The following is a 20,798-nucleotide window of genomic DNA, read 5'->3' on the forward strand; positions in this document are numbered from 1 at the left end:
TCCTGTGGGTTATGGGATAAATATCGAGCGGCGTGTTGAAAGGGGCCGGCCATCGCGGCCAGCCCAGAGCGTGTTATTCGGCGGCGGCTTCGGCCTGGCCGCTGCCGCAGCTGCCCTCGACCACGTTGTAATTGCCGCATTCCATCGGCTTGCGCCAGTCGCTGATCAGGTCACGCGAGCCCTCCAGGTAGTCGGACCAGGCATCGCCGGCAACCGTCGAGGGAGTTTCCCAGACGATGGAGAACTGACCGTTGTCCTGGATCTCGCCGATCAGCACCGGCTTGGTGATGTGGTGGTTGGGCATCATTGCCGCATAGCCGCCGGAAAGGTTGGGCACGCTGACGCCGATGATGGCGTCCTTGACCGCGTCGACCTCGGTGGTGCCGGCCTTGCGTACCGCCTCGGCCCACATGTTGAAGCCAATGTAGTGCGCTTCCATGGGGTCGTTGGTCACCGACATTTCATCGCCGGTATGCTCGATCCAGGCGTCGATGAAGTCGTAGTTGGCGTCGGTATCGACGCTCATGAAGTAGTTCCATGCCGCCAGATGGCCGACCAACGGCGCGGTATCGATACCCGAGAGCTCCTGTTCGCCCACCGAGAACGCCACGACCGGGATATCGGCGGCGTTGATGCCCTGGTTGCCCAGCTCGCGATAGAAAGGCACGTTGGCATCGCCATTGATGGTCGAGACCACGGCGGTCTTCTTGCCCTGACTACCGAACTGGCTGATTTCGGAGACGATGTTCTGCCAGTCGGAGTGACCGAAGGGCGTATAGTTGACCATGATGTCTTCATCGGCCACGCCGTGACTCTTGAGGTACGCCTCGAGAATCTTGTTGGTGGTGCGCGGGTAGACGTAGTCGGTACCGGCCAGCACCCAGCGCTCGACGCCGACGTTGTTCATCAGATAATTGACGGCGGGAATCGCCTGCTGATTGGGCGCCGCACCGGTGTAGAAAACGTTCTCGGAGGACTCCTCGCCCTCGTACTGCACCGGATAGAAGAGCAAGCCGTTGAGCTCCTCGACCACCGGCAGTACCGACTTGCGCGACACCGAGGTCCAGTTGCCGAAGATCACATCGACCTCTTCCTGGGCCAGCAGCTCGCGTGCCTTCTCGGCGAACAGCGGCCAGTCGGACGCTGGGTCGACAACCACGGCTTCCAGCTGACGCCCCAACAGACCGCCCTCCTCATTCTGTTTCTCGATCAACATCTCGACCGTGTCCTTGAGCGTCGATTCGCTAATCGCCATGGTGCCGGAGAGCGAATGCAGGATACCGACCTTGATCGGATCCTCTTGAGCCAGTGCCGGTGCCGCGACGCCAAGGCTCAGCAGGGAGGCAGCCAGCCAACGGGAAGAATGGGCAGGAAGTGTCGGGATCATGGGATCTCCTTGCGATCGATGTTGTTGTCGGTATGGACGGCGGCGGATAACCGCCAGCGAGGTCGTTTCCGGCGCTGCACTATGTCTGTCTCAAGGGATATCGCAAGGGGTGTGCCAGAATGGCCAAAAATTAGTTTTATTACTTATTTACAATAACTTAACCAATGCTCGCATTACTCACAGCTAGCGTAAGCGCCGCTTTGTGGTGCAAGTCGTCGTCTGGTTCGCGCCCTTTTTGTGCTTGGCGTTCGTACGTTGCACCTTTCTGGCGCGATGGGCAGGTAAAGCTGTCACGAGCCAGTTTTGACGTACCAAACGCAAGCAGCCCGGCACATGGCCGGGCTGCTTGATGGTGATACAGGTGGGGAAAGGGCTGGGAAAAAGTTCAGCGCCTATAAAAATCTCGATACCAATCAACGAAGTTGGCCACGCCCTCTTTCACCGGCGTGGCAGGCTTATAGCCCACGGCCTTCTCCAACTCGCTGCAATCGGCATAAGTGGCAGGCACGTCACCCGGCTGCAGCGGCAGCAATTCCTTGATGGCTTTCTTGTCCAGTGCCTCCTCGATCGCTTCAATGTAAGCGGAGAGCTGTACCGGATCGTTGTTACCGATGTTGAAGATGCGATACGGCGCGTTGCTGGTCGCCGGGTCGGGGCTGTCGCTGTTCCACTCGGGATTGGGCTTGGCGATATCATCATTGGCGCGGATCACGCCTTCAACGATGTCATCGATGTAGGTGAAATCCCGGGTATGGTTTCCGTGGTTGAACACCTGGATTGGCTCCCCGGCGAGTATTGCCTTAGTGAACAGGAACAGCGCCATGTCCGGGCGGCCCCAGGGACCATACACGGTGAAAAAACGCAGCCCGGTGGTGGGCAGGCGAAACAAGTGGCTATAGCTGTGTGCCATCAGCTCATTGGCCTTCTTGGTCGCGGCGTAAAACTGCAGCGGATGATTGACACTCTCGTGCTCCGAGAACGGCATATTGGTATTAGCGCCGTATACGCTGCTGGTGCTGGCGTAGGTCAGATGCTGCACCTGGTGATGCCGGCAGGCCTCAAGGATGTTGGTAAAAGCCACCACGTTACTCTGCACATAGGCGTGGGGGTTCTCGAGCGAATAGCGCACCCCGGCCTGGGCGGCCAGGTGAATCACCCGCTCGGGAGCATGCCCATGGAAGGCGTCGTTCAGCGCCGGTTGGTCGGCCAGGTTCTTCCTCACAAACTGGTACTCGCTGCCGGTACGTTGGGCCGTCTCCTCCAGGATCTCGAGCCGTGCTTCCTTGATGGTGGGGTCGTAATAGTCATTGACCACATCGAAGCCGATCACGCTGTCGCCGCGCTCCAGCAAGCGCTTGGCGACGTGAAAACCGATAAAGCCGGCATTGCCGGTCACGAGTATCTTCATTGTGTTAGCAACCTTTATAAAAGCGGCAAGTTCTCAGCGTTATATGACTCAGAAGCGAGAAATGAGGGAGAAAGGGTGACGGAACAGCCACTGGCTATTACAGACGCAGGTCGACTACAGGCGCAGGTCGACGGATTCTTTCGGCAGCACAAACTTGAGGTCGTAGAGCACATGTTCAGGCTTGCCCCAGGCCCGAATGTCTCCCACCCTGAGCTCGCGGAACTCCCGGTGGGCCACGGCCAGGATGATGGCGTCGTAAGCATCGTTCTCCGGCCATTCGACCAAGTGTATGCCATACTCACGCGCGGCCTCGGCCTTGTTGGCCTGGGGGTCGTATACCTCCGCCACCACACCGTAATCGCCAAGTTCGGCCAGGATATCCACCACGCGTGTGTTGCGCAGGTCCGGGCAGTTCTCCTTGAAGGTCAGGCCCATTACCAGAACCCGAGCACCTTGCACTTGTAGTCGACGTTTGATCATCTGCTTGATCAATTGCCCCGCCACATAAGCCCCCATCCCATCGTTGATGCGCCGCCCGGAGAGAATCACCTCGGGGTGATAGCCCACCTGCTGAGCGCGGTGGGTCAGGTAGTAGGGGTCCACGCCGATGCAGTGCCCCCCCACCAGGCCCGGGCGAAACGGCAGAAAGTTCCACTTACTGCCGGCCGCCTCCAGCACCTCCCCGGTGTCGATCCCTAGCCGGTTGAAGATCACCGCCAACTCGTTGATCAGGGCAATGTTGAGATCGCGCTGGGTGTTCTCGATCACCTTGGCGGCCTCGGCGACCTGGATAGAGCTGGCAAGATGGGTACCGGCGGTGATCACCCGACGGTAAAGAGAATCCACGAACTCCGCTACCTCCGGCGTGGAACCCGAGGTGACTTTCTTGATGGAAGCGATCCGGTGCTCCTTGTCGCCCGGGTTGATGCGTTCGGGACTGTAACCGGCGAAGAAATCGCGGTTGAAGACCAGGGGCGAAACCCGCTCGATGACCGGAATGCAATCCATCTCGGTGGCGCCAGGATAGACGGTCGACTCGTAGATCACCACATCTCCCACGCCCACCACCTGGCCCACCGTCTCGCTGGCCTTTATCAAGCAGGTAAGATCCGGACATCGGCACGCATCGATGGGCGTAGGCACGGTAACGATATAGACGTTGCAATCGCGCAGTGCCTCGATGTCATTCGAAAAGTGCAGCTGTGTGGCCGCGGCCAGCAGCGCCGGTTCCACCTCCTGGGTGAGGTCGGTACCGTTGCGTAAATCGCCAATCCGCTGGGTGTTGATATCGAAGCCGACCGTCGGCAGTATCTTTCCGAACTCCACGGCCAGTGGCAGCCCGACATAGCCCAGGCCGATCACCCCCAGGCGCACGTTCTCTATCTTCAGCATCGTCTCATTCCTTGCATGACAATGGATGGGCCCGGTTCAGGTCATGGATTTCATGCAAGCAGCCAAGCGCCGCCTCAATCACGATGCGCTCATCGAACTCCTCCTCGATGCGCACTCGCGCCGCCTTGCCTGCTGCCTGCAGTTCCGCCCGGGGCATGGCAATGCATGTCGCCATGCACTGGGCCAACGAATCAGCACTCTTCACTTCGCACAGCCAACCTGTCTTGCCGGCCACTACCGCCTGGCGGCACCCCGGGACATCGGACACGATGGCGGGCCGTCCCATCGCGGCGGCTTCCAGTACGGTTCTCGGCATCCCTTCCCGATAGGAGGGCAGCACCAGCACATGCGATTGCTCGAGGAAGGGCCGAACGTCGCCCTGCTCGCCAAGCACCTCAATTACGCCCTCTGACTGCCAGCGCTGCACCTCGGCTTCGGTAATCGCGGTACAGTTGCTGGCCTCATGGGGGCCGATCAGCATGAAGCGGCAATCGGGGTAAGCGGCACGCACCTGCCCCGCCGCCTGCACAAACTCGCGCACGCCCTTGTCGCCCAGCAGGCGAGCGATCATCACGAAGGTAAAGGGGACGGGGTTCGGCAGCGGCGAGAAAGTAAAGCGGGTGGTATCCATGCCGGAGCCCGGCAGCACCGTAGTCGGCGTCGTGCGAAGCAGGCCGTGGCTCAGAAACAGGTCATGATCTTCCTGGTTCTGGAAGAACACCCGCTGCGCCCCGCGGTTGGCGACGCCATAGAGCGAGTGCACCCGGCGAAACAGCCAGCTATCATGCAGGAAGGCGGTTCCCAGTCCCGAGACGTTATTGGCATAGGGAATGCCCAATAGCCGACAGGCCAACCCCGAATAGATATTGGCCTTGACGGTGAAGTTGAAGACAAAGGCGGGCTTGAGGCGACGCAGACTCTTGGCCAGGGTCACCAGGCTGTTGCTCTCGCCCAGCAGCCGTGTGCCCTTGCCCTCCATGGGCAGCGGCACATGTTCGATACCAAGTTCCTCCACCAACCGGAAGGAATAGACATCCTCAGGGGCCAGCGCCACCACATGATATCCAGCGCCACGCAGCGCATCGATCGTCCCGCGGCGAAAGTTATAGAGGTACCAAGAGGTGTTGGAAACCAATACCACAACGTCATTGCTTTGCATGCAGTGCTCCGACAGCAGCGGATGCGCTCCCTACTCGAATATGCGCAAAATATTCTGACTAAACTCGGCGACATTGATATCTGGCACCCGGTCATAAGGTGGATAGAACATACCGTGACGTGAATACAGCCCATACACAAAAGTGAAACCATGCGCATAGATAGAGGTCTCGGGCAGTGACATAAAGCGTTCCACCATACCGGAGCTACCCAGTCCCGAGAGTTGATCGATCGACACCGGCTGATATCCCTTGTCGAGAGACAACCATGGCTCGTTAGAGTCCACCACCATCCAACCTAGTGAGGTCAGCACTTCGGTAACGGCATGCGAGCGGACCTGTGGGGTGAGCAGGGACTTGATCGCTGATCCAGTTTCGGAGGTTGAATAGATAGCGATATGACGTGTTTCAAAGCCATGCTGGCGCAGGGCTTTTTCAATAAAGCGACTACGGTCGAAGCAGAGTCCTTTACCTAGCGCCAACAAGTCACTGGGCTCACGTGGCATGCCATGTGGTATCCCTGAATTGACAGGTACCTTGTCGAGCACAGTCACTTGCACTTTCCTTATGAAATCGACCTCTTGCTGAAAAGTCAGGTTTTCGTCATTTGTGCCTTCAAGAAATGTGCCTAACGTTTGCCCTATAGCTTGCTCATCTTCCCGAGTAAGCCCATTATCCACTTGCGTTAGATACAAGTAAGAGAAAAGCAACAAAGGCAATATAATAAATATTCCGACAAGCTTCTTTTTCATCTTCATCAGGACCATCCGAAGTCTTAATTTTTCAAGGCATTGAAAACCAGGCTAATCGGTAAGGCAGCCAGGGAAAACGCATGAAAACTCTCACACCGCGAGAATGTCCGCCAGGTACGTCTCATCCAGCGCGGCTTTCTTCTGCTTTCGCTGAATTCCACCCTTGAAAAGCTTCTCGCCTTTCAGGTAATTCAAGGCAATATGCCGGACCCTGGCGAGGTTTTCGGCTGCCTGTCCGCGGTGAATTTTGCAGGCGTCTTCTCTAAGTGCGACGTCGAGTGACCAGTGGAGTTTATTCTCAACAAACCAATGCTGGCGAGCTGCTTCGGCGAGCTTTTTGGCGCTAAGCTAGGCTGAGCTGATGGTATAGCGAACCATCGGGGCGTCGGGCGCTTCGTCACCTTCTTGGCGGAAGCTCATTACCACACCGACCGTTTTCAAGCCCGGCCATTCGTAGCTAGGCTCCTGAAACTCTTCAGTAGCATCACTGACGATGTGATAGCGCGTCTCCTGGCGCCCTCGGTTCTTCTCATCCGTGACGTAGGCATCCCCTTCGAAATTGACCACCTTCGCCATGGGGAATGCCGCCTCAAATGCGTCTGCCAGGGCGGGCTGATTCTCCTTCACTGACAGCAGGTAATCCGCGCCTTGTTGCAGCACCTGGGTGGCGATCTTTTTCTGGCAGCCCATGGCATCGATCGTCACTAGGCAGCCGTGGAGGTTCAGCAGCTTGAGCAGCTCAGGAATCGCGGTAATCTCGTTGCTTTTTTTCGCTGTCTTGACCTGACCCAGCACCACTCCATTGGCCGCACTGAAGGCGCTGACCATATGGATGGCGCCCTTGTTCTTGCCTCGGCAATAGGAGCCTCGTAGCGTCTTGCCATCAATGGCGACCACCGCCCCATCGGTGACGTCATGGCAGGCTTTCATCCACTCGGCGAACGCGCTTTGCAGCTGATCGGCATTCACCAGCGCCATGACCCTCGCCAGGGTGTCGTGGCTGGGCACCCCAGCGCTAAAATCGCCGTACTGGCGCAGAAAATCCAGCTTCGCGTGGCCAAAATCCTCGATTTCATCCCAACCTTCCGCACCAGAAATCACCGCGCAAACGGTCATAAACAGGATATCCGACAGCTGATGCTGCACTTTCCAGACTTGGCGGAAGTCGGGAATGATCGATAAATGGTGCATAAGTGACGGTGTCAGCATGGGGCCATCCATGAGCAAAAAGCGTTAGATGACCACAACAGCTCCTAGGGGTAAAGCGCTACGAAGCCCGTCATAGCGCGGTTTTTCATGCGTTTGCCCTGGTAAGGCAGCCAAGCATAAGAATTTGCAGAGAACTCGAGCCACACCAGCAACACCACCGCATAGTAGGCCACCACGCTGAAGACGATCACCGGTCCCTCAAAGACCTCAATAACCTGCCAATGACAAATGTAGGCCCCGGGTCAAAAAAATGGGATAACGATGACAACCGAACACTTGATGCGCCCAAGGAAACAGCCTTATTTGTATGCAATGTCGTTCGGCCCAGAAACAACAAAGGACACTGATCAGAAAACAGCTCAACCTCACATTTACGGGCCTTTACTAGCTTCATCATCGCCCGCCTACTCGAATACCTCTTGAAATACATCTTTCCAAAAATATTTTCAATTTCACTCTTGGGACTTCTTCTGGCATTAGGCATAAACAAGAATTCGCCAACTTCTTCGCCCAACAAAGAAGTTGGAATTATTAACGGAATTACCAAAGTGAACAAATGAGAATCAAAATGGGATCTATACTTCTCTACACTATTCCCAGGACAGACAAAGCGAGAAATATGATATTGGTTATCCACATTCCCTTTGTAACAGAACTGTTCTTTAGCAAATTCAAACAAGATAGGAGCCAAAAGGGATTTTAAACCCAAGTCATCAAAAAGTTTAGTTTGCGCAGGCGCCGACTCGACAAAGGTTTTACCGCCACATTCACCCAGAATATCCACAGCATAACTTTCAATATCTATCAACCCAGACAGCGTGGGGAACTTGACAAACCCCAGCTCAAGAATTTTATCCTGCATTCCATAGAAGCTACCCCAGTATTTTGTTAGTTCGGAGATGGAGAGACTCAAGGACGGCGATATCTTATTAATAATGGCTTCCTTACGCCCTGCGGGGTAACGCACGTTAAACACCTATAAATCCGTTTAGGTGATAATTACATTGACAAATAGGGACAGGCATCGCTGTGACCTCGAGGGGTAGCGGGAACTTGCTTCACCAGACATCACAGCAGCCACACCAGCTGGTAGGGCAACCAGGCATGGGAGTGTGCAGCGAACACGAGCCACACCAGCAACACCGCCGCATAGTAGGCCACCACGCTGAGCACGATTAGCGTCGACCAACGTGCGTCCGTGCTAATCAGCGGAAGCCGTGAGAACACGAAGACTTGCAGGGGAATCAGGTAAAGGGCGACACGGTCGGTGGCGGTGGAGGACATTACCACCAGCGGGATGCAGGCGATGGCCAGCAGCGAAAGCCACCACCACAGGCATCGCTCGTCTTCATTAAGTTGCAAATATCGGTGCAGCACCAGGTAGAGCCCTGCGGGTACGGCATTCATCAATACGCGGATTAGCCCACCCTCGGACTGATAATCGGCCTCGACGTAATTGGCCCAGAGCTGGTCGGCGGAATCCAGCAGGAACAGGTAACCGCCAATCAACGTAGCCACTCCCGCCCAGGCTATGGACGTGAACCGGCTCTGGCTGGCCGCCAGCCCCGCCATCGGCAGCATCAGCACCGCAGACTTGTGGAAAGCCGCGCCGATCAGCACCCAGACCACGAAAATACGCACCCTTCCATCACCGAGGGCCACTAGACCCAGCAGGATGAACCCCAGCGCCACTGCCTGGCGGGTGTAGCCCATGGCCACCACAATGATCAGGTAGGGCACCGCCACCATCAGGGCCAGCCAAGGCAGCGGCTGGTTGCGTGCAAAAGCGACTATGCCGGTCATTACGATGACGCCACAGACTAGGTTCACCCAGTAAATGTTGCCGCCCAGGTTCGCCGCCAGCCAGTTGAGCAGGTAATAGCCCGGGTCCTCACGTGACAACGCCTCAAGCAGCGTCATGGTGGAGGCATGGTCCAGATAACCCAGATACGAGCCCCAATCGCCACCGACCTGGAAACGCAGCCCAATGGCCAAGGCAAAGAGGCTACCGACCAGCCACCAGATCGCAGGACGAGAGGCGGGGGTCAGGCGGTATGGCGCCAGAACGCCTACCGCGGGAATCAGGAAAAGAATCCAGTAAGGCAACATGGCAACCGCGTTTGCAGTGAGTCGTTATTTAATGAGCCGTACCGCGAAGGCACGCGACGGAGACACAGATCAGGTACAAGGATTAGAAACCAGAGGCCAAAAACCAGAGATCAGGGAAGCCCAGGCTTCCACCGCCGCTGCCAAGCCAGTAATTGCAGCACCGTCCAGAGCTGCTGGGCGTGATGCCCGTGCCCCTTCAGGTGGGCTTGCCATAGCGACTGAGCCTGACGGGTATCGAGCAGCGGTAAATCTTTCAAACTGGCAGAAGAGAGTAGATCCTCGGCCCATGGCCTTAGTGGGCCCCGCAGCCAGGCATCCAGCGGCACCGCGAAGCCCATCTTGGGACGTTCTACTAACTCACGAGGCAAATTACGATAGAGCAGCTGACGCAGCACCCACTTGCCCTGCCCGTAGCGCAATCGAATATGCGCCGGGATACGCCAGGCGGTGTGGAAGACATCGGGATCCAGAAAGGGCACGCGCACTTCCAGGCTGCTGGCCATGCTGGCGCGGTCGACCTTCACCAGCACGTCATCCACCAGATAGTGGAGCGTGTCCATCAACAGCATCCACTCCATGCTGTTGAACTGCTGGAGAGCCGGAAACAGGGCATCCAGCGCCCTGCCCTGCCCTTGCCCGACCAGCAGTGCGGCGGGATGACGGTTCATCGCAGCCACCCCCGCGAACAGGGCCTGCTCGCTGGGGCTGGACAGGACTGCCGCCAGCTTGTGCAACTTCTCGCCGAAGGTACGCAGGCGCAGCTTGGCCGGCAGCACCCAGCCTCCCAGCCGCATCAGCTGGTCGTATCGGTGCGAGGGGATCGACTCTAGCGATACCGCCAGGGCTCGGCGTGCCGGCAACGGTAGACGCTTGAGTTTGTGCCAGATTCGCGGAACCCAGAGGTGACGGTTGTAGCCACCGAACAGCTCATCGCCGGCATCGCCGGAAAGCGCCACCGTGACGTGCTTGCGGGTCAGTCGCGAGACCAGCGCGGTGGGTAGCTGGGAAGAATCCGCGAAGGGCTCGTCGAAAAGCTCGGGCAACCGGGGCACCAGGTCGAGTGCCATGTCCGGGGTGGCTTCCAGCGTCAAGTGGTCGGTGCCCAGGTGGGCCGCTACCGCCGCGGCATGGGTGGACTCGTCGTAGCGGGCATCATCGAAGCCCACCGAGAAGGTACGCACCGGTCGGTCGGCCTGTTGCTGCATCAACGACACGATCAGCGAGCTGTCGATACCACCGGAGAGAAAAGCGCCCAGCGGCACATCGGACAGCATTTGGCGGCGTACCGATTGGCCCAGCGCCTGTTCCACCGCTGAAACGGCGGCCTCTGGGTCCTCGATGCGCCCGGTCTGCATCGCTTCATGCACGGCCTGCTCCGCCGACCACCAGGCCACCGAACGCGGCAGCTCACCGGCCAGCACATCGGCAGGCGATACCTTTAGCAGTCCTCCCGGAGGCAACTTGGCGATGCCCTGGAAGATACTGGTTTCGCCGCCCACACAGCCAAAGCGCAGGTAACCTTCCAGGGCGTCGGTCGCCATTGTGCCCTGCCACTCGGGGTGGGCCATCAAGGCCTTGAGCTCGGAGCCGAACAGCACCGGGCCGGTGCCGCGAACACCCTCTACCTCGCCCGCCACAACGCTGCCCCCCGAGCCTCGGGCAGAGCCGCAGCCCTGAGCGAAACCGCAGCCTTGAGCGAAACCATAGTAGAGCGGCTTTTCACCGAAGCGGTCGCGTGCCAGGGTCAGGGTACGGGTTTGCCGATCCCATAGCGCAATGGCGAACATTCCCACGCAGCGCTTCAGTGTCGCCTCGACACTCCAAAGCGCGAATGCCGCCAGCAGGGTTTCGGTATCTGAATGCCCGCGCCAGTTATGGCGCCCCCATCGTTCTTCCCTTTCCAATTCCGTTCTTAATTGTTGATGGTTATAAATCTCGCCGTTGAAAGTGAGCACATAGCGCTTGCAGGATGAATGCATGGGCTGGTGTCCCGCCGGCGAGAGATCCAGAATGGAGAGCCGACGGTGCCCCAATGCCACGCCAGCGTCGCTATCGACCCAAACCCCCGCGTCATCGGGCCCACGATGCCGAAGGGTATCGGCCATCCGCCTGACGGAATTCTCCAGCTCAGCCAGCGAGGGCGAGGCGCCTGTCAAGAAACCGGTGCAACCACACATGTCATCTACCCGTCCGTGAATGCGAGACGCGTGTCAGTGCCGGCCCCGCGAGGGTGCCCACTGCCGCCACTATGGCAAAGTAACTCGTCAGGACCATGTACCCTTCGGCGCCTGCATAGGGCCAAAGGGCCAGCAGGCCGATGAGGGGCATGAGAAAGTAAAACAGACGGAACGAGGCGCGCTGTCTGCCGGGCATACGCAGCAGACGCTTACTGTCCAGATAACCCAGCAGGCGAAAGGTGACGTAGGAAACCGCAGCAGCCAGCCCGATCCCGAGACGTTGGGCGTCCTCCACCACGAACATTACCGGGGCCATGAACCGCAACCATGCTAGCCACAGAAAGGTGGCGGACTTGAGCTCACTGTTCTGCAGCACATTGTGAAGGGAAAAGGTGAGACATAGGGCTAGATAAAACGACCACCACGCAGGCACCGTCAGGAAATCCAGCCATATCGTGATCAGCATGAATGCTATGAGACGACTGCCTGTCCATGCCAGTCCCCAGCCGAGCGTCGCTTCCTGCGGCCCTCGCTTGCGTCCCCCCACTTCCCGTTGAGCAGCGACAAGGTCATTCACGAGGTAACCAATCTCGTACAGGCTGATGAACGCCAAGTAGCTGAGGCCCGCCATGGCCAGGGCGGGTAGTGGTTCCACCTCGCCCAACACGACCACAAGCAGCATCGCGGCCAGCCATTCGAAGACCAAGTGAAAGGAAACACTTCCCTCGCGAAGGCGCGTGTTCAGGAAATAGCTGAATGGCAGAAGATACACCAACTTCATGAGTCAATTTCGATAAAGGTCGCCCCAATGCCTTGCCAGCGTTCACGGTGTGCCGCTTTATGCAGCACGATGTAGGCCACCGAAGCCATCTCGACCAGGCTTCGATCCGTTGCATTATCGGTCATTACGCTGATCGGCCCCTCCAGGAGGGTCTCCCCATACTTAGTGACCATCGCCTGGTGTTTCAGGCCCGTCAGGTCCGTCTCGTAATGCCCGGTGAGGATGCCGTCACGCTGCTCGAGTGAACTAGCCACATACCGCGCACCGGTCAAGTAGGCCAATGCCGCTATCACCGGATCCAGGCTGGCCGAGGCGAGCAGGACGCGTCCAGTTGCCATGGGTTCTTCCAGTACTTGCCAGACGGGATCTACTCGCCGATCAGCCAATAGCCGCCTGGCATACTCGTGGGCACTCTCAACAAGCGCCTCGCACCGCTCTCCGGCCAACTGACGTACGGCGAAACGCTTCAAGAGATGTTGCCCTGTCAATTTCTCAGCCACCGCGAAAACCCACCACGGCAGGCTGCTAGGGGTACACACGGCGCTGAAGAGCCGGGCACGCAATGGCCGAGCGGTGTCCTTGGCAAAGTGGTGGCGCAGAAGCCCGAGCGTGGTGTCATCAAGGACCAGGGTGCCGCAAACATCCACGATATAGAGTTCAATACGGGGCGCGACGGTCATGACTGGCCCTCAAGCTGCTCGTAGACCCTGCGATAGGCGAGCTTGGCCCTCTCAAGCCCAAGGGTTCCCCTGGCGCATTCGCGTAACCGCTCTCCGCCTTTGGCAAGAATGCTGTCCAGATCTCTCAAGATTGTCTCAAAGGCATCCGGATTATTCAGATCAACCACCGCTCCGGCATCCAGGGCGCGTGTCATCGCATCGATATCGCCAACGCCAGCGTTGCTGATCGCCGGGATACCCAAGGCGAACGCCTCGGCCAGCTTTGTCGGTGAACAGGCCATCTGGGAATAGGTGGCGCGTCGAAAGCTGAGCATGATATCCGAGGCACCTAACAAGTTCGGTACCTCGTCACGACGAGCAGGCCTAATATGGATACGATGTCGAAGGTCAGCCAAACTCGACTCGCCCAGGCGTTCCTCATGCTGAGGCGACCAGTCCTGGGTGATAAGAAGCAAGTGGGCGTAATCACGCTGCCGGGCCACGGTCTCGAACAGCCGAAGCATGTCGTCAAGCAGGTAGACAGTACCCAGCGACCCCAAATAGGAGATAACCAGTGCATGCTTGTCGATGCCAATATCGGTACGAGTCGCCAGCTTGTCTGTAGTTGATATGCCCGAAAAATGATCAAAATCAGCGCAACAAGGAATCACCGCAATGGGAGCATGCATTTCAGGCGCCAATCGGCGTATTTCAGGAACTACGCGCTCGGTCAAAACGATTACCGCATCTGCACATTCCAGAAGACGCCTCTCCAAGCGTTTGTAATAGTGATAAAGACGCCGATAGAGCCAGCGGTCCTGGGGCCATAGATTACCCTCCACCCTGTCATCAACCCATAAACCGCGCATATCGAATATCGTCTTTACTCCCATAAAACGACGCAGGAAACAACCTACCTGCATGGCGGGATAACTACGGCAGTGAACAATCGTAAAACGATGTCGACGCTGCAACTTGAGTGCAGTGACATACATTCTAAAAAGGTCCCATATTTTTCCCAACTTTCCCATCCGTGACGTAAAGGTGAGCGGCGTCCATCCAATATTTTTTCTATCAAGCTCATCCCTAAGAGCACTTGAACTACTTTTAAAACGTTCAGCCTTCTCGAAGCTTATAATGTGCAGATGCTGGGGGAGATCCGCGATACTATAGAGGTAAGGTAAAATTTGGCTGCCGCCTAGCGGGTCGAGTAACCCGTCGTAAGCAATAAACAGAACGGGCTGGTTGAATCCACTTGTAACAGGAATATTTTGCATAAAATACCAAATCATTAACCACGACAATGAAGAAGCACCTCAGCGCTCCAAGTTGCAAGCGCAAACACCCTCAATCAGATACATTATCTGTAAAAAAGTTGTTAAAAACATTTAGAAAACCTTTAATCAGAAATCGGTAAAAAGCACATTACGCAATTCAGTCGCTGTATGTGATCACTTAATACAGAAATCTACACACAAGATTTAAATATAACTTTATTGACGAAATGATTAGAGTTAACACTCCTATTTATTCTTCTTATTGAGCGCCAAAGTAAGGAGTTTGAAGTTACTCTAAAATTTCCATAACCGATATTTGAAGAAAAAGCCACGAAACTTGCAGGTGCAGGATGAATTACGAATATTGGAAAACTTACGTGTTGTCTAATATCATCCCACTGGTCTGAAATACATTTAACTGGTGTTTGATGAAGAATGACGCTTTCCGCCAGCGGTGGAGGCAAAAAATAGCATGCCGCACTGTAAATTTTACGACTTAGAACCTCGTAAACGCCAAACTTACCAAATGACAGCAAAGACTTTGAACTCACTTCAATTTTTTTATGTGAACTATAGCAACCCAATACCAAACCGTTAAGACCCGAAAGCTTTGATCTTACCGTTTTGCATTGCCAATGTTTTATAAATGAACTATCAATAACCACGTCATCTTCGCAAAGAAAACACTCTCTCTCCGCAGCCTCTTTAAGAAGCTTATCGCGATGGGTTATAGTGCAAGCAACTGCAGCTTCATTGACCCACTTTCGGCCTTTCTCCCTTTCTTTTTCTCGCAACAGCTTAAATTCTTCTGAAACAAGTTTGTCAGCGTCTTCAACAGTCCATTTTCTGCCATCAACACTTTCCACAAATCTATATTGAGCAGGGTCTTTAAAAGAAGAAGAGAATTTTAACCTGCGTTCAATTTCGCTAGATAAGCTTGCGCATAAAAATCCATCAAAATACATAAAAATCTCCATCTAACTTTCGTAAATTAATAAAGGTCAATAGGCTAGTGTTTGTTAGTCATGCACTCGAACTCCTTAGCCATTGTGCAAAGATATTGATACGAAATCATGCATTAATCGTCGATCAGGCACTTAACACTTATTTACTCAAATCTTATACATGTTAATCACTCTTCCACGCCACGTTATTATGGATAAGATTACGCACTCGAAATGCGACTTCTCCTACGTCATTGTCATTGACTAAAGTTACCATTTGAAAATTGTTATACTTTCGAGCTTCAAGGAGGCTGATGGCTTCTTCACGAAAAAATCTACGGTTTCTAAAGGACTCTCTATATCCACTAGAATAGCCTTGTAGCGATCCACGCTGCGACTCCTCCACCCGACGCTTCTTATCGCGCTCAAAATGAACAGCTGGGTCTGCTTTAACAAATACCACTAGCACTCTATACCGTGACAAAATCTCTAACTTATTTATGCAGAACTTTCGCCACACTTGGTACTGAATTTCACTATGTGCGGCATAATCCATGATGACGCGAAAAGGACCTTCATCCACCACAAAGATTTCTCCTCGGCAGTTCGCATACCAGTCCAGTCCGCCAGTAACCTTAGAGAATCCTTTTATAAGCCTGCCACTGGAAAACGCATCGAGCTGATGGCCATTAAACATTCTTCTTCCGAACAACTCCTGACGAAGCCGTATTCTAGCCTTGGCGAACCATGAAAGATCTGGAGCGCCAACATAGGAAAACTCGTGCCCATAACGGTTTTTAAGGCAATTCAGTAACGTAGTTTTGCCACTACTTCTTGGACCAACAAACTCTACAAAACAAGGAATTGGGTCACGACGACCAACCTTTTTATGTATAGAAATCATGCTTTTCACTTTCTAATTAACAGCTCAAGATAGTTTTTCGCTGCCTCGGCGGGGGAAAAGCTTTTCGCTCTTGTCATCAGGCGTTGGCTGTCATGATCACTCGCAAGTGAAACTTTCATTGCTGCTGTCAATGCAGCTTCATCATTTACTGGTACCAAAATGCCATACTCACCATTTCTTAATATTTCAGCAGGTCCGAAAGGACAGTTGGTAGATACTACCGGTGTACCGTTTAGTAGCGCTTCCACAATAACGTTACCAAAGCCCTCGTAACATGATGACAGTACAAATAAGTCAGCGGTCAAATAGAAACATGTAGGATCACGGTGAAAACCGGCGAAGATTACTTGATTTACAATACCAAGCTCTCGGGAAAGCAGCCGAAGCCTTCCTTCTTCGCTACCATCACCCACTAGCATCAGCCTGGCCCCGCTATTTTTTATTTGGGCGAAGGAGCGTAGGAGCAGGTCATGATTCTTTTGCGCCTTGAGACTCCCGACCGACAAAATTCTACCGCCGCTTGGCACTCCCCATAACGACTCAGCCTCCGACAAATTCTTCTGGCTCGGCATGGGCCTCTGAGGTATCGGGTTATTGATCACACTAAAACATTTTTTCTTGACGCCCGATAGTGTGGCGAGGTCATAAGATACACCTTCCGAAACAGCCACACATGCTTTCGCTAGCCGGTACCCACCGGCCATACTCAATCGCAGGATTCCCCGATGCATTCTCCCCCAGCTTTTGTATTGCTCAGAAAGTGTATTGTGTTCCGAGACCAACACGGAGCAGGTGTGTCCGGAGAGTCGCGCGGCCAGAGGGGCCAGAACTGTCATCGGCCACATGGCAGCAAGCAGGGCATCTGGGCGGCGATACTTGAGGTAGCGTGCCAAGGCCAGCGGCAGATAGCGAATACGTTCGCAGGCGAGGTCATGCACCACAAAATGGGCTTCTGCCTCGGCCAGTAATTCCCCTCTAGCTTGCAACAACACGAATTCCACGCGATGCCCCTGTTGGGAAAATTCTTTCGCCAACACAAGCCGCACACGTTCCACCCCACCGCCTCGCAGGTCCGGCAAGAGCATGGCGATATTCATGACTGCAGCCCGTTTGCTTGAAAAATAGCTCTGCACGTCGCAGACCATACCAATAAGCTTGATAAACTAGGCTGAGAGCGCACACAGGAAACAGATTGAGAACTCATCATTTTATGCATTAGTAACCTGGCTTCTTACAGAATTTGGAGCCTCCCAATTCTTTGAATACTCACACACCCGTGTCCATGCCCTGTCATTTTCATAATAATCGATACCCAGCGTATCGCGACAATATCCTATCGTTCGTTGATAAATCTTGTTTAGCAAGGAACCTTTTCTTCCCGGAAAATTGATCTTCCCAAGTCCTTCATGGTGAATAAGATAAATATTTTTTACATCTATTTCCGGATCAACATATACAGGGACGCTTTTTCTTAGGCTTGCCATTCTAAACCATAGGTCATCTGTTGTGGGTGATATCTCCAGAAACTTCGGATCGTTCAAGAAATCGAGATCCAGAAGGGGGCGTCTATAAACCACTCCCCCCGCGCCGGTTGGCAACATTTTCATGACAAGGGAGGCGCTAGTTGACAGGCACCAGTGAGAATAGTTCTGCCAGCCTCCCAGCAAAGACTGTTTCATGTAACGGCCCCGCGCACAGACGATACAACCGGAATGCTCACTAGCACTTTTTAGCAAACTGCCCAACCATTCGGGATGATAGAGAATATCGTCATCTATGGTAACGATTTGATCATTATCGGTACTCCCATTGATAGTCGGCAGGAGCTTGCGAAAAGGCCCGGTGTTGTCCACCCACTTCACGTCTACAAGTTCATGATTAAGCCAGTCGGGCACTTCTTGGATTCCTGCATCTCGCAGGTAAGGCTCTTTGGAGATGTTAACCTGAATTCTGCTTGGCAAAACCTTCTGCTTCTTTATGGATTCAATTGCATAGAAAAGCATCCCCAAACGCTGCGCTGTTGTGGTGCAACTTATAATGACGCGACTAGCTTCCATCACTTAGCTCCCGAGCCATTCACCGTGAAGTATGATCGAGCATGACGATCATCCGATTCTACTTGACTTTCAATTCAGCGTTCAGACCTTTCAGCTAATAGGCGTAGATTTATCACTCAGCGTTTTTTCAATTTGCGCGCTAATGCGGTCACCACATCTCGGTACATGTTGATCAATGATATCCAACACCGAATCGACCTGAGCATCTGACACGACGATATCTCCCTTTATGCCACTCGTAACGCCCTCTACCTGCTGGCAAGCAAAAGGGTAATAAAACAACTGATTTTGGGCAGCCAAATCGCGAAAGCAAGGAATCAAGTGCCGCTCAGACAATAAGTCGATGATGACGGTTCCAGAGCTACACCACACCAAATTGGTCAAGGCGGCGCCATGCGGTGCGCAGATAATAGCGGCTGAGGCGAACAGTTGCTGCTGCTTCGTAACACTTAAGCCGTTCAAGGTATGCACCTCAAAGCCCCTATCACTCAAATGCTCCCGGATGACCCTCTCGTTCACAACGCGTCGACGATCGGCATCGGCACGCGATACGAAGATCAGTCGCTCGCCCCTCTGCGGCTTGGGGGACCACCCGCTCATGTCATGCATCGCACGACATAACCACGACGGCAGATTCACGGCCCCCTTGTCTCGAATCGGTATGGTCAATTTATCGAGTGAGACAACCTCATGTCGAGCGTAGGGAATTACCTGTGACTCATGTACGCCGCACATGCTCAGCACATCCCATTGCCACGCCGCATTCGATAGTGGCACAAGGTAGTAATCTGGAAGCTCTGCCTCAGGAAGATGTTGGCGGATATACCAGATATCGGCGATCACATCGGTCCAAAAGTGATAGTAATTGGCGTTATCAAATACACTGTTGCCCAAGAGCGCTATGTTTCCCGACAAACTTCTATGCTCTTCTGTTTTAAGCCAATAGGCTAGGTTCCTGCGTATGAAGGTTAGGGAAAATAATAATGACTGAGCCCCAGGGTACTTCAGTGGCCGATAGTTTCTAGTACAGACGATTGCCTTACGCGACTCCGGATGTCGCTGATGAACTTTCAAAGGCCTACACATCAGTAGCATACCATTCGACAGCACGCACACACCCGAAAATTTAACCTTGCTGATTTGTATCCAATCTAGTGGATTGTACTTTTTATCGCAGGTGGCAACGCAAGTCGAAGGAGCATCCTTATCCTCAAGGATTTCATCTTTATACCATACTGCAAATTTGGTTTTTTTCGGGCTGACAAACCAAGCATGTTCCAGAACGATGGGCAACTTCCTTAAGGGTGCTTTTATTAGCTTCCTAACCACATTCTTCAGTAATTTATTTAAAGGTTTTGCCATGTGGTTACTCACGCCAGAGTCGGTATACACATATAGATTTTCAGCATGGAAGACGCGATCATGTCACCCTACCACTTTGATAAAAGACTCTTACTTTTAAAATTGCCAAACTAATTTATTAAAATTATCGAGATTTCACATCAAACAACTTGTCAGGAAGCTGTAATAGTAGATTTCGGCACTTTTAACTCCAGGTTAATAACCACTGCATCATTATAGTGTTCCAGCTGGGCAGCGAAATACTCAATTGTTCTCATCAACCCCTCCTCCAATGCCACGGTAGGTGTCCACCCGAGCTTCTCAGTAGCTCGACGTAGATCCGGACGTCGTTGTCTCGGATCATCCATGGGTAACGGATGAAAACTTAGCTTGCTGTTACTATCCGTTAGACTTATCACTTTTTCAGCTAATTCTCGCATGGAGAATTCACCGTCGTTACCAAGATTGACTGGACCGACTACGTTCTCCGCATTCATGAGACGAATCAAGCCATCGACCAAGTCATCAACATAACAGAAGCTGCGTGACTGATTGCCGTCTCCGTATATGGTGATTTCTTTATTCTGGAGCGCCTGCATGATGAAGTTGCTGACGACTCGCCCATCATCGGGGTGCATGCGCGGCCCATAGGTATTGAAAATACGCGCCACCTTAATATCCATCCCATACTGGCGATGGTAGTCGAAGAATAATGACTCGGCACAGCGCTTGCCTTCATCGTAGCAGCTCCGCGTGCCGATAGGGTTGACCTTTCCGCAGTAGGTTTCAGGTTGTGGGTGCACTTCTGGATCGCCATAAACTTCGCTTGTTGACGCCTGAAGAATTCTCGCCTTGGTGCGCTTGGCCAGTCCCAAAAGATTGATGGAACCATGTACGTTCGTCTTGATGGTCTGCACGGGATCGAGCTGATAGTGAACTGGACTTGCTGGGCACGCAAGATTATAGATTTGATCAATCTCAAGATATAAGGGAAAGTTAATATCGTGGCGAATAATTTCGAATTTCGGGTTATCATGCAAATGCATGATATTATCCTTGCTACCTGTAGAGAAATTATCGACACAGATAACATTTTTCCCTTCATTCAAAAGTCGCTCGCACAGATGAGACCCCAGAAACCCTGCTCCACCGGTGACTAGTATGGTATTTACCATTGTATTCTCCTATCTCTTATTCCAAAATTTTTTCAAGGCACTTAACCCATCAAACCCGATATAGAATTG

General features: G+C 53.7%; 17 protein-coding genes and 1 pseudogene. All 18 read right to left on the minus strand.

Annotated elements, in window-relative coordinates; all coding sequences use genetic code 11:
* Positions 1-73: 73 nt before the first annotated feature.
* The 18 genes and pseudogenes from urtA to BM341_RS01490 all read right to left on the minus strand — a co-directional run bounded on the left by urtA (position 74) and on the right by BM341_RS01490 (position 20,729).
* Complete coding sequence (gene urtA, locus BM341_RS01425; protein ID WP_089792176.1) at positions 74-1,387, minus strand: urea ABC transporter substrate-binding protein; 1,314 nt, start codon at positions 1,385-1,387, stop codon at positions 74-76.
* Positions 1,388-1,772: 385 nt separating this feature from the next.
* On the minus strand, positions 1,773-2,795 hold the full coding sequence (locus tag BM341_RS01430; protein ID WP_089792178.1) for an NAD-dependent epimerase: 1,023 nt from the start codon (positions 2,793-2,795) through the stop codon (positions 1,773-1,775).
* A 114-nt stretch (positions 2,796-2,909) separates the two neighbouring features.
* Positions 2,910-4,187, minus strand: a complete 1,278-nt coding sequence (gene tviB / locus BM341_RS01435) for a Vi polysaccharide biosynthesis UDP-N-acetylglucosamine C-6 dehydrogenase TviB (protein WP_089792180.1) — start codon at positions 4,185-4,187, stop codon at positions 2,910-2,912.
* Positions 4,188-4,191: 4 nt separating this feature from the next.
* A complete protein-coding gene (locus BM341_RS01440) occupies positions 4,192-5,346 on the minus strand; it encodes a glycosyltransferase family 4 protein (RefSeq protein WP_089792183.1) in 1,155 nt (384 codons plus the stop codon).
* 30 nt (positions 5,347-5,376) lie between these two features.
* On the minus strand, positions 5,377-6,102 hold the full coding sequence (locus BM341_RS01445; protein ID WP_175507764.1) for a transglutaminase domain-containing protein: 726 nt from the start codon (positions 6,100-6,102) through the stop codon (positions 5,377-5,379).
* A gap of 84 nt (positions 6,103-6,186) precedes the next feature.
* Positions 6,187-7,305: pseudogene (locus BM341_RS01450) on the minus strand (ISAs1 family transposase).
* A 187-nt stretch (positions 7,306-7,492) separates the two neighbouring features.
* Positions 7,493-8,272, minus strand: coding sequence for a hypothetical protein (locus BM341_RS18880; RefSeq protein ID WP_139232951.1), 780 nt, complete (start codon positions 8,270-8,272; stop codon positions 7,493-7,495).
* A gap of 101 nt (positions 8,273-8,373) precedes the next feature.
* Positions 8,374-9,414, minus strand: coding sequence for an EpsG family protein (locus tag BM341_RS01455; RefSeq protein WP_089792187.1), 1,041 nt, complete (start codon positions 9,412-9,414; stop codon positions 8,374-8,376).
* 110 nt (positions 9,415-9,524) lie between these two features.
* A complete protein-coding gene (locus BM341_RS01460; protein ID WP_217646154.1) occupies positions 9,525-11,519 on the minus strand; it encodes an asparagine synthetase B family protein in 1,995 nt (664 codons plus the stop codon).
* Between the two features lie 73 nt (positions 11,520-11,592).
* A complete protein-coding gene (locus tag BM341_RS01465; RefSeq protein ID WP_089792192.1) occupies positions 11,593-12,372 on the minus strand; it encodes a hypothetical protein in 780 nt (259 codons plus the stop codon).
* The gene (locus tag BM341_RS01470) at positions 12,369-13,052 is read right to left on the minus strand and encodes a haloacid dehalogenase-like hydrolase (RefSeq protein ID WP_089792194.1); all 684 of its coding nucleotides are present in this window, start codon (positions 13,050-13,052) and stop codon (positions 12,369-12,371) included. The genes BM341_RS01465 and BM341_RS01470 overlap by 4 nt, the downstream gene beginning before the upstream one ends.
* Positions 13,049-14,308, minus strand: a complete 1,260-nt coding sequence (locus BM341_RS01475) for a glycosyltransferase (RefSeq protein ID WP_175507765.1) — start codon at positions 14,306-14,308, stop codon at positions 13,049-13,051. The genes BM341_RS01470 and BM341_RS01475 overlap by 4 nt, the downstream gene beginning before the upstream one ends.
* Positions 14,309-14,499: 191 nt before the next feature.
* Positions 14,500-15,285, minus strand: coding sequence for a hypothetical protein (locus BM341_RS18885; protein WP_139232953.1), 786 nt, complete (start codon positions 15,283-15,285; stop codon positions 14,500-14,502).
* A gap of 151 nt (positions 15,286-15,436) precedes the next feature.
* Positions 15,437-16,156, minus strand: a complete 720-nt coding sequence (locus tag BM341_RS18890; protein ID WP_139232954.1) for an ATP-binding protein — start codon at positions 16,154-16,156, stop codon at positions 15,437-15,439.
* Between the two features lie 5 nt (positions 16,157-16,161).
* The gene (locus BM341_RS01480) at positions 16,162-17,253 is read right to left on the minus strand and encodes a glycosyltransferase (RefSeq protein WP_089792197.1); all 1,092 of its coding nucleotides are present in this window, start codon (positions 17,251-17,253) and stop codon (positions 16,162-16,164) included.
* A gap of 111 nt (positions 17,254-17,364) precedes the next feature.
* On the minus strand, positions 17,365-18,213 hold the full coding sequence (locus tag BM341_RS18895) for a hypothetical protein (RefSeq protein WP_139232955.1): 849 nt from the start codon (positions 18,211-18,213) through the stop codon (positions 17,365-17,367).
* Positions 18,214-18,303: 90 nt separating this feature from the next.
* Positions 18,304-19,575 carry a glycosyltransferase family 61 protein gene (locus BM341_RS01485; RefSeq protein WP_089792199.1) on the minus strand — a complete coding sequence of 424 codons (1,272 nt, stop codon included), beginning with the start codon at positions 19,573-19,575 and terminating at the stop codon, positions 18,304-18,306.
* Positions 19,576-19,727: 152 nt separating this feature from the next.
* Positions 19,728-20,729: a UDP-glucuronic acid decarboxylase family protein gene (locus BM341_RS01490; protein WP_089792201.1), complete on the minus strand. Its 1,002-nt coding sequence runs from the start codon at positions 20,727-20,729 to the stop codon at positions 19,728-19,730.
* Between the last annotated feature and the right edge of the window lie 69 nt (positions 20,730-20,798).

The sequence above is a fragment of the Halomonas korlensis genome (genome assembly GCF_900116705.1).
Lineage (GTDB): Bacteria > Pseudomonadota > Gammaproteobacteria > Pseudomonadales > Halomonadaceae > Halomonas > Halomonas korlensis.

Excerpts from the sequence above, each read along its gene's own strand:
- urtA (WP_089792176.1), bottom strand. The coding sequence starts at position 1,387 with ATGATCCCGACACTTCCTGCCCATTCTTCCCGTTGGCTGGCTGCCTCC.
- BM341_RS01430 (WP_089792178.1), bottom strand. The coding sequence starts at position 2,795 with ATGAAGATACTCGTGACCGGCAATGCCGGCTTTATCGGTTTTCACGTC.
- tviB (WP_089792180.1), bottom strand. The coding sequence starts at position 4,187 with ATGCTGAAGATAGAGAACGTGCGCCTGGGGGTGATCGGCCTGGGCTAT.
- BM341_RS01440 (WP_089792183.1), bottom strand. The coding sequence starts at position 5,346 with ATGCAAAGCAATGACGTTGTGGTATTGGTTTCCAACACCTCTTGGTAC.
- BM341_RS01445 (WP_175507764.1), bottom strand. The coding sequence starts at position 6,102 with ATGAAGATGAAAAAGAAGCTTGTCGGAATATTTATTATATTGCCTTTG.
- BM341_RS01455 (WP_089792187.1), bottom strand. The coding sequence starts at position 9,414 with ATGTTGCCTTACTGGATTCTTTTCCTGATTCCCGCGGTAGGCGTTCTG.
- BM341_RS01460 (WP_217646154.1), bottom strand. The coding sequence starts at position 11,519 with ATGGCCGATACCCTTCGGCATCGTGGGCCCGATGACGCGGGGGTTTGG.
- BM341_RS01465 (WP_089792192.1), bottom strand. The coding sequence starts at position 12,372 with ATGAAGTTGGTGTATCTTCTGCCATTCAGCTATTTCCTGAACACGCGC.
- BM341_RS01470 (WP_089792194.1), bottom strand. The coding sequence starts at position 13,052 with ATGACCGTCGCGCCCCGTATTGAACTCTATATCGTGGATGTTTGCGGC.
- BM341_RS01475 (WP_175507765.1), bottom strand. The coding sequence starts at position 14,308 with ATGCAAAATATTCCTGTTACAAGTGGATTCAACCAGCCCGTTCTGTTT.
- BM341_RS18885 (WP_139232953.1), bottom strand. The coding sequence starts at position 15,285 with ATGGAGATTTTTATGTATTTTGATGGATTTTTATGCGCAAGCTTATCT.
- BM341_RS18890 (WP_139232954.1), bottom strand. The coding sequence starts at position 16,156 with ATGATTTCTATACATAAAAAGGTTGGTCGTCGTGACCCAATTCCTTGT.
- BM341_RS01480 (WP_089792197.1), bottom strand. The coding sequence starts at position 17,253 with ATGAATATCGCCATGCTCTTGCCGGACCTGCGAGGCGGTGGGGTGGAA.
- BM341_RS18895 (WP_139232955.1), bottom strand. The coding sequence starts at position 18,213 with ATGGAAGCTAGTCGCGTCATTATAAGTTGCACCACAACAGCGCAGCGT.
- BM341_RS01485 (WP_089792199.1), bottom strand. The coding sequence starts at position 19,575 with ATGGCAAAACCTTTAAATAAATTACTGAAGAATGTGGTTAGGAAGCTA.
- BM341_RS01490 (WP_089792201.1), bottom strand. The coding sequence starts at position 20,729 with ATGGTAAATACCATACTAGTCACCGGTGGAGCAGGGTTTCTGGGGTCT.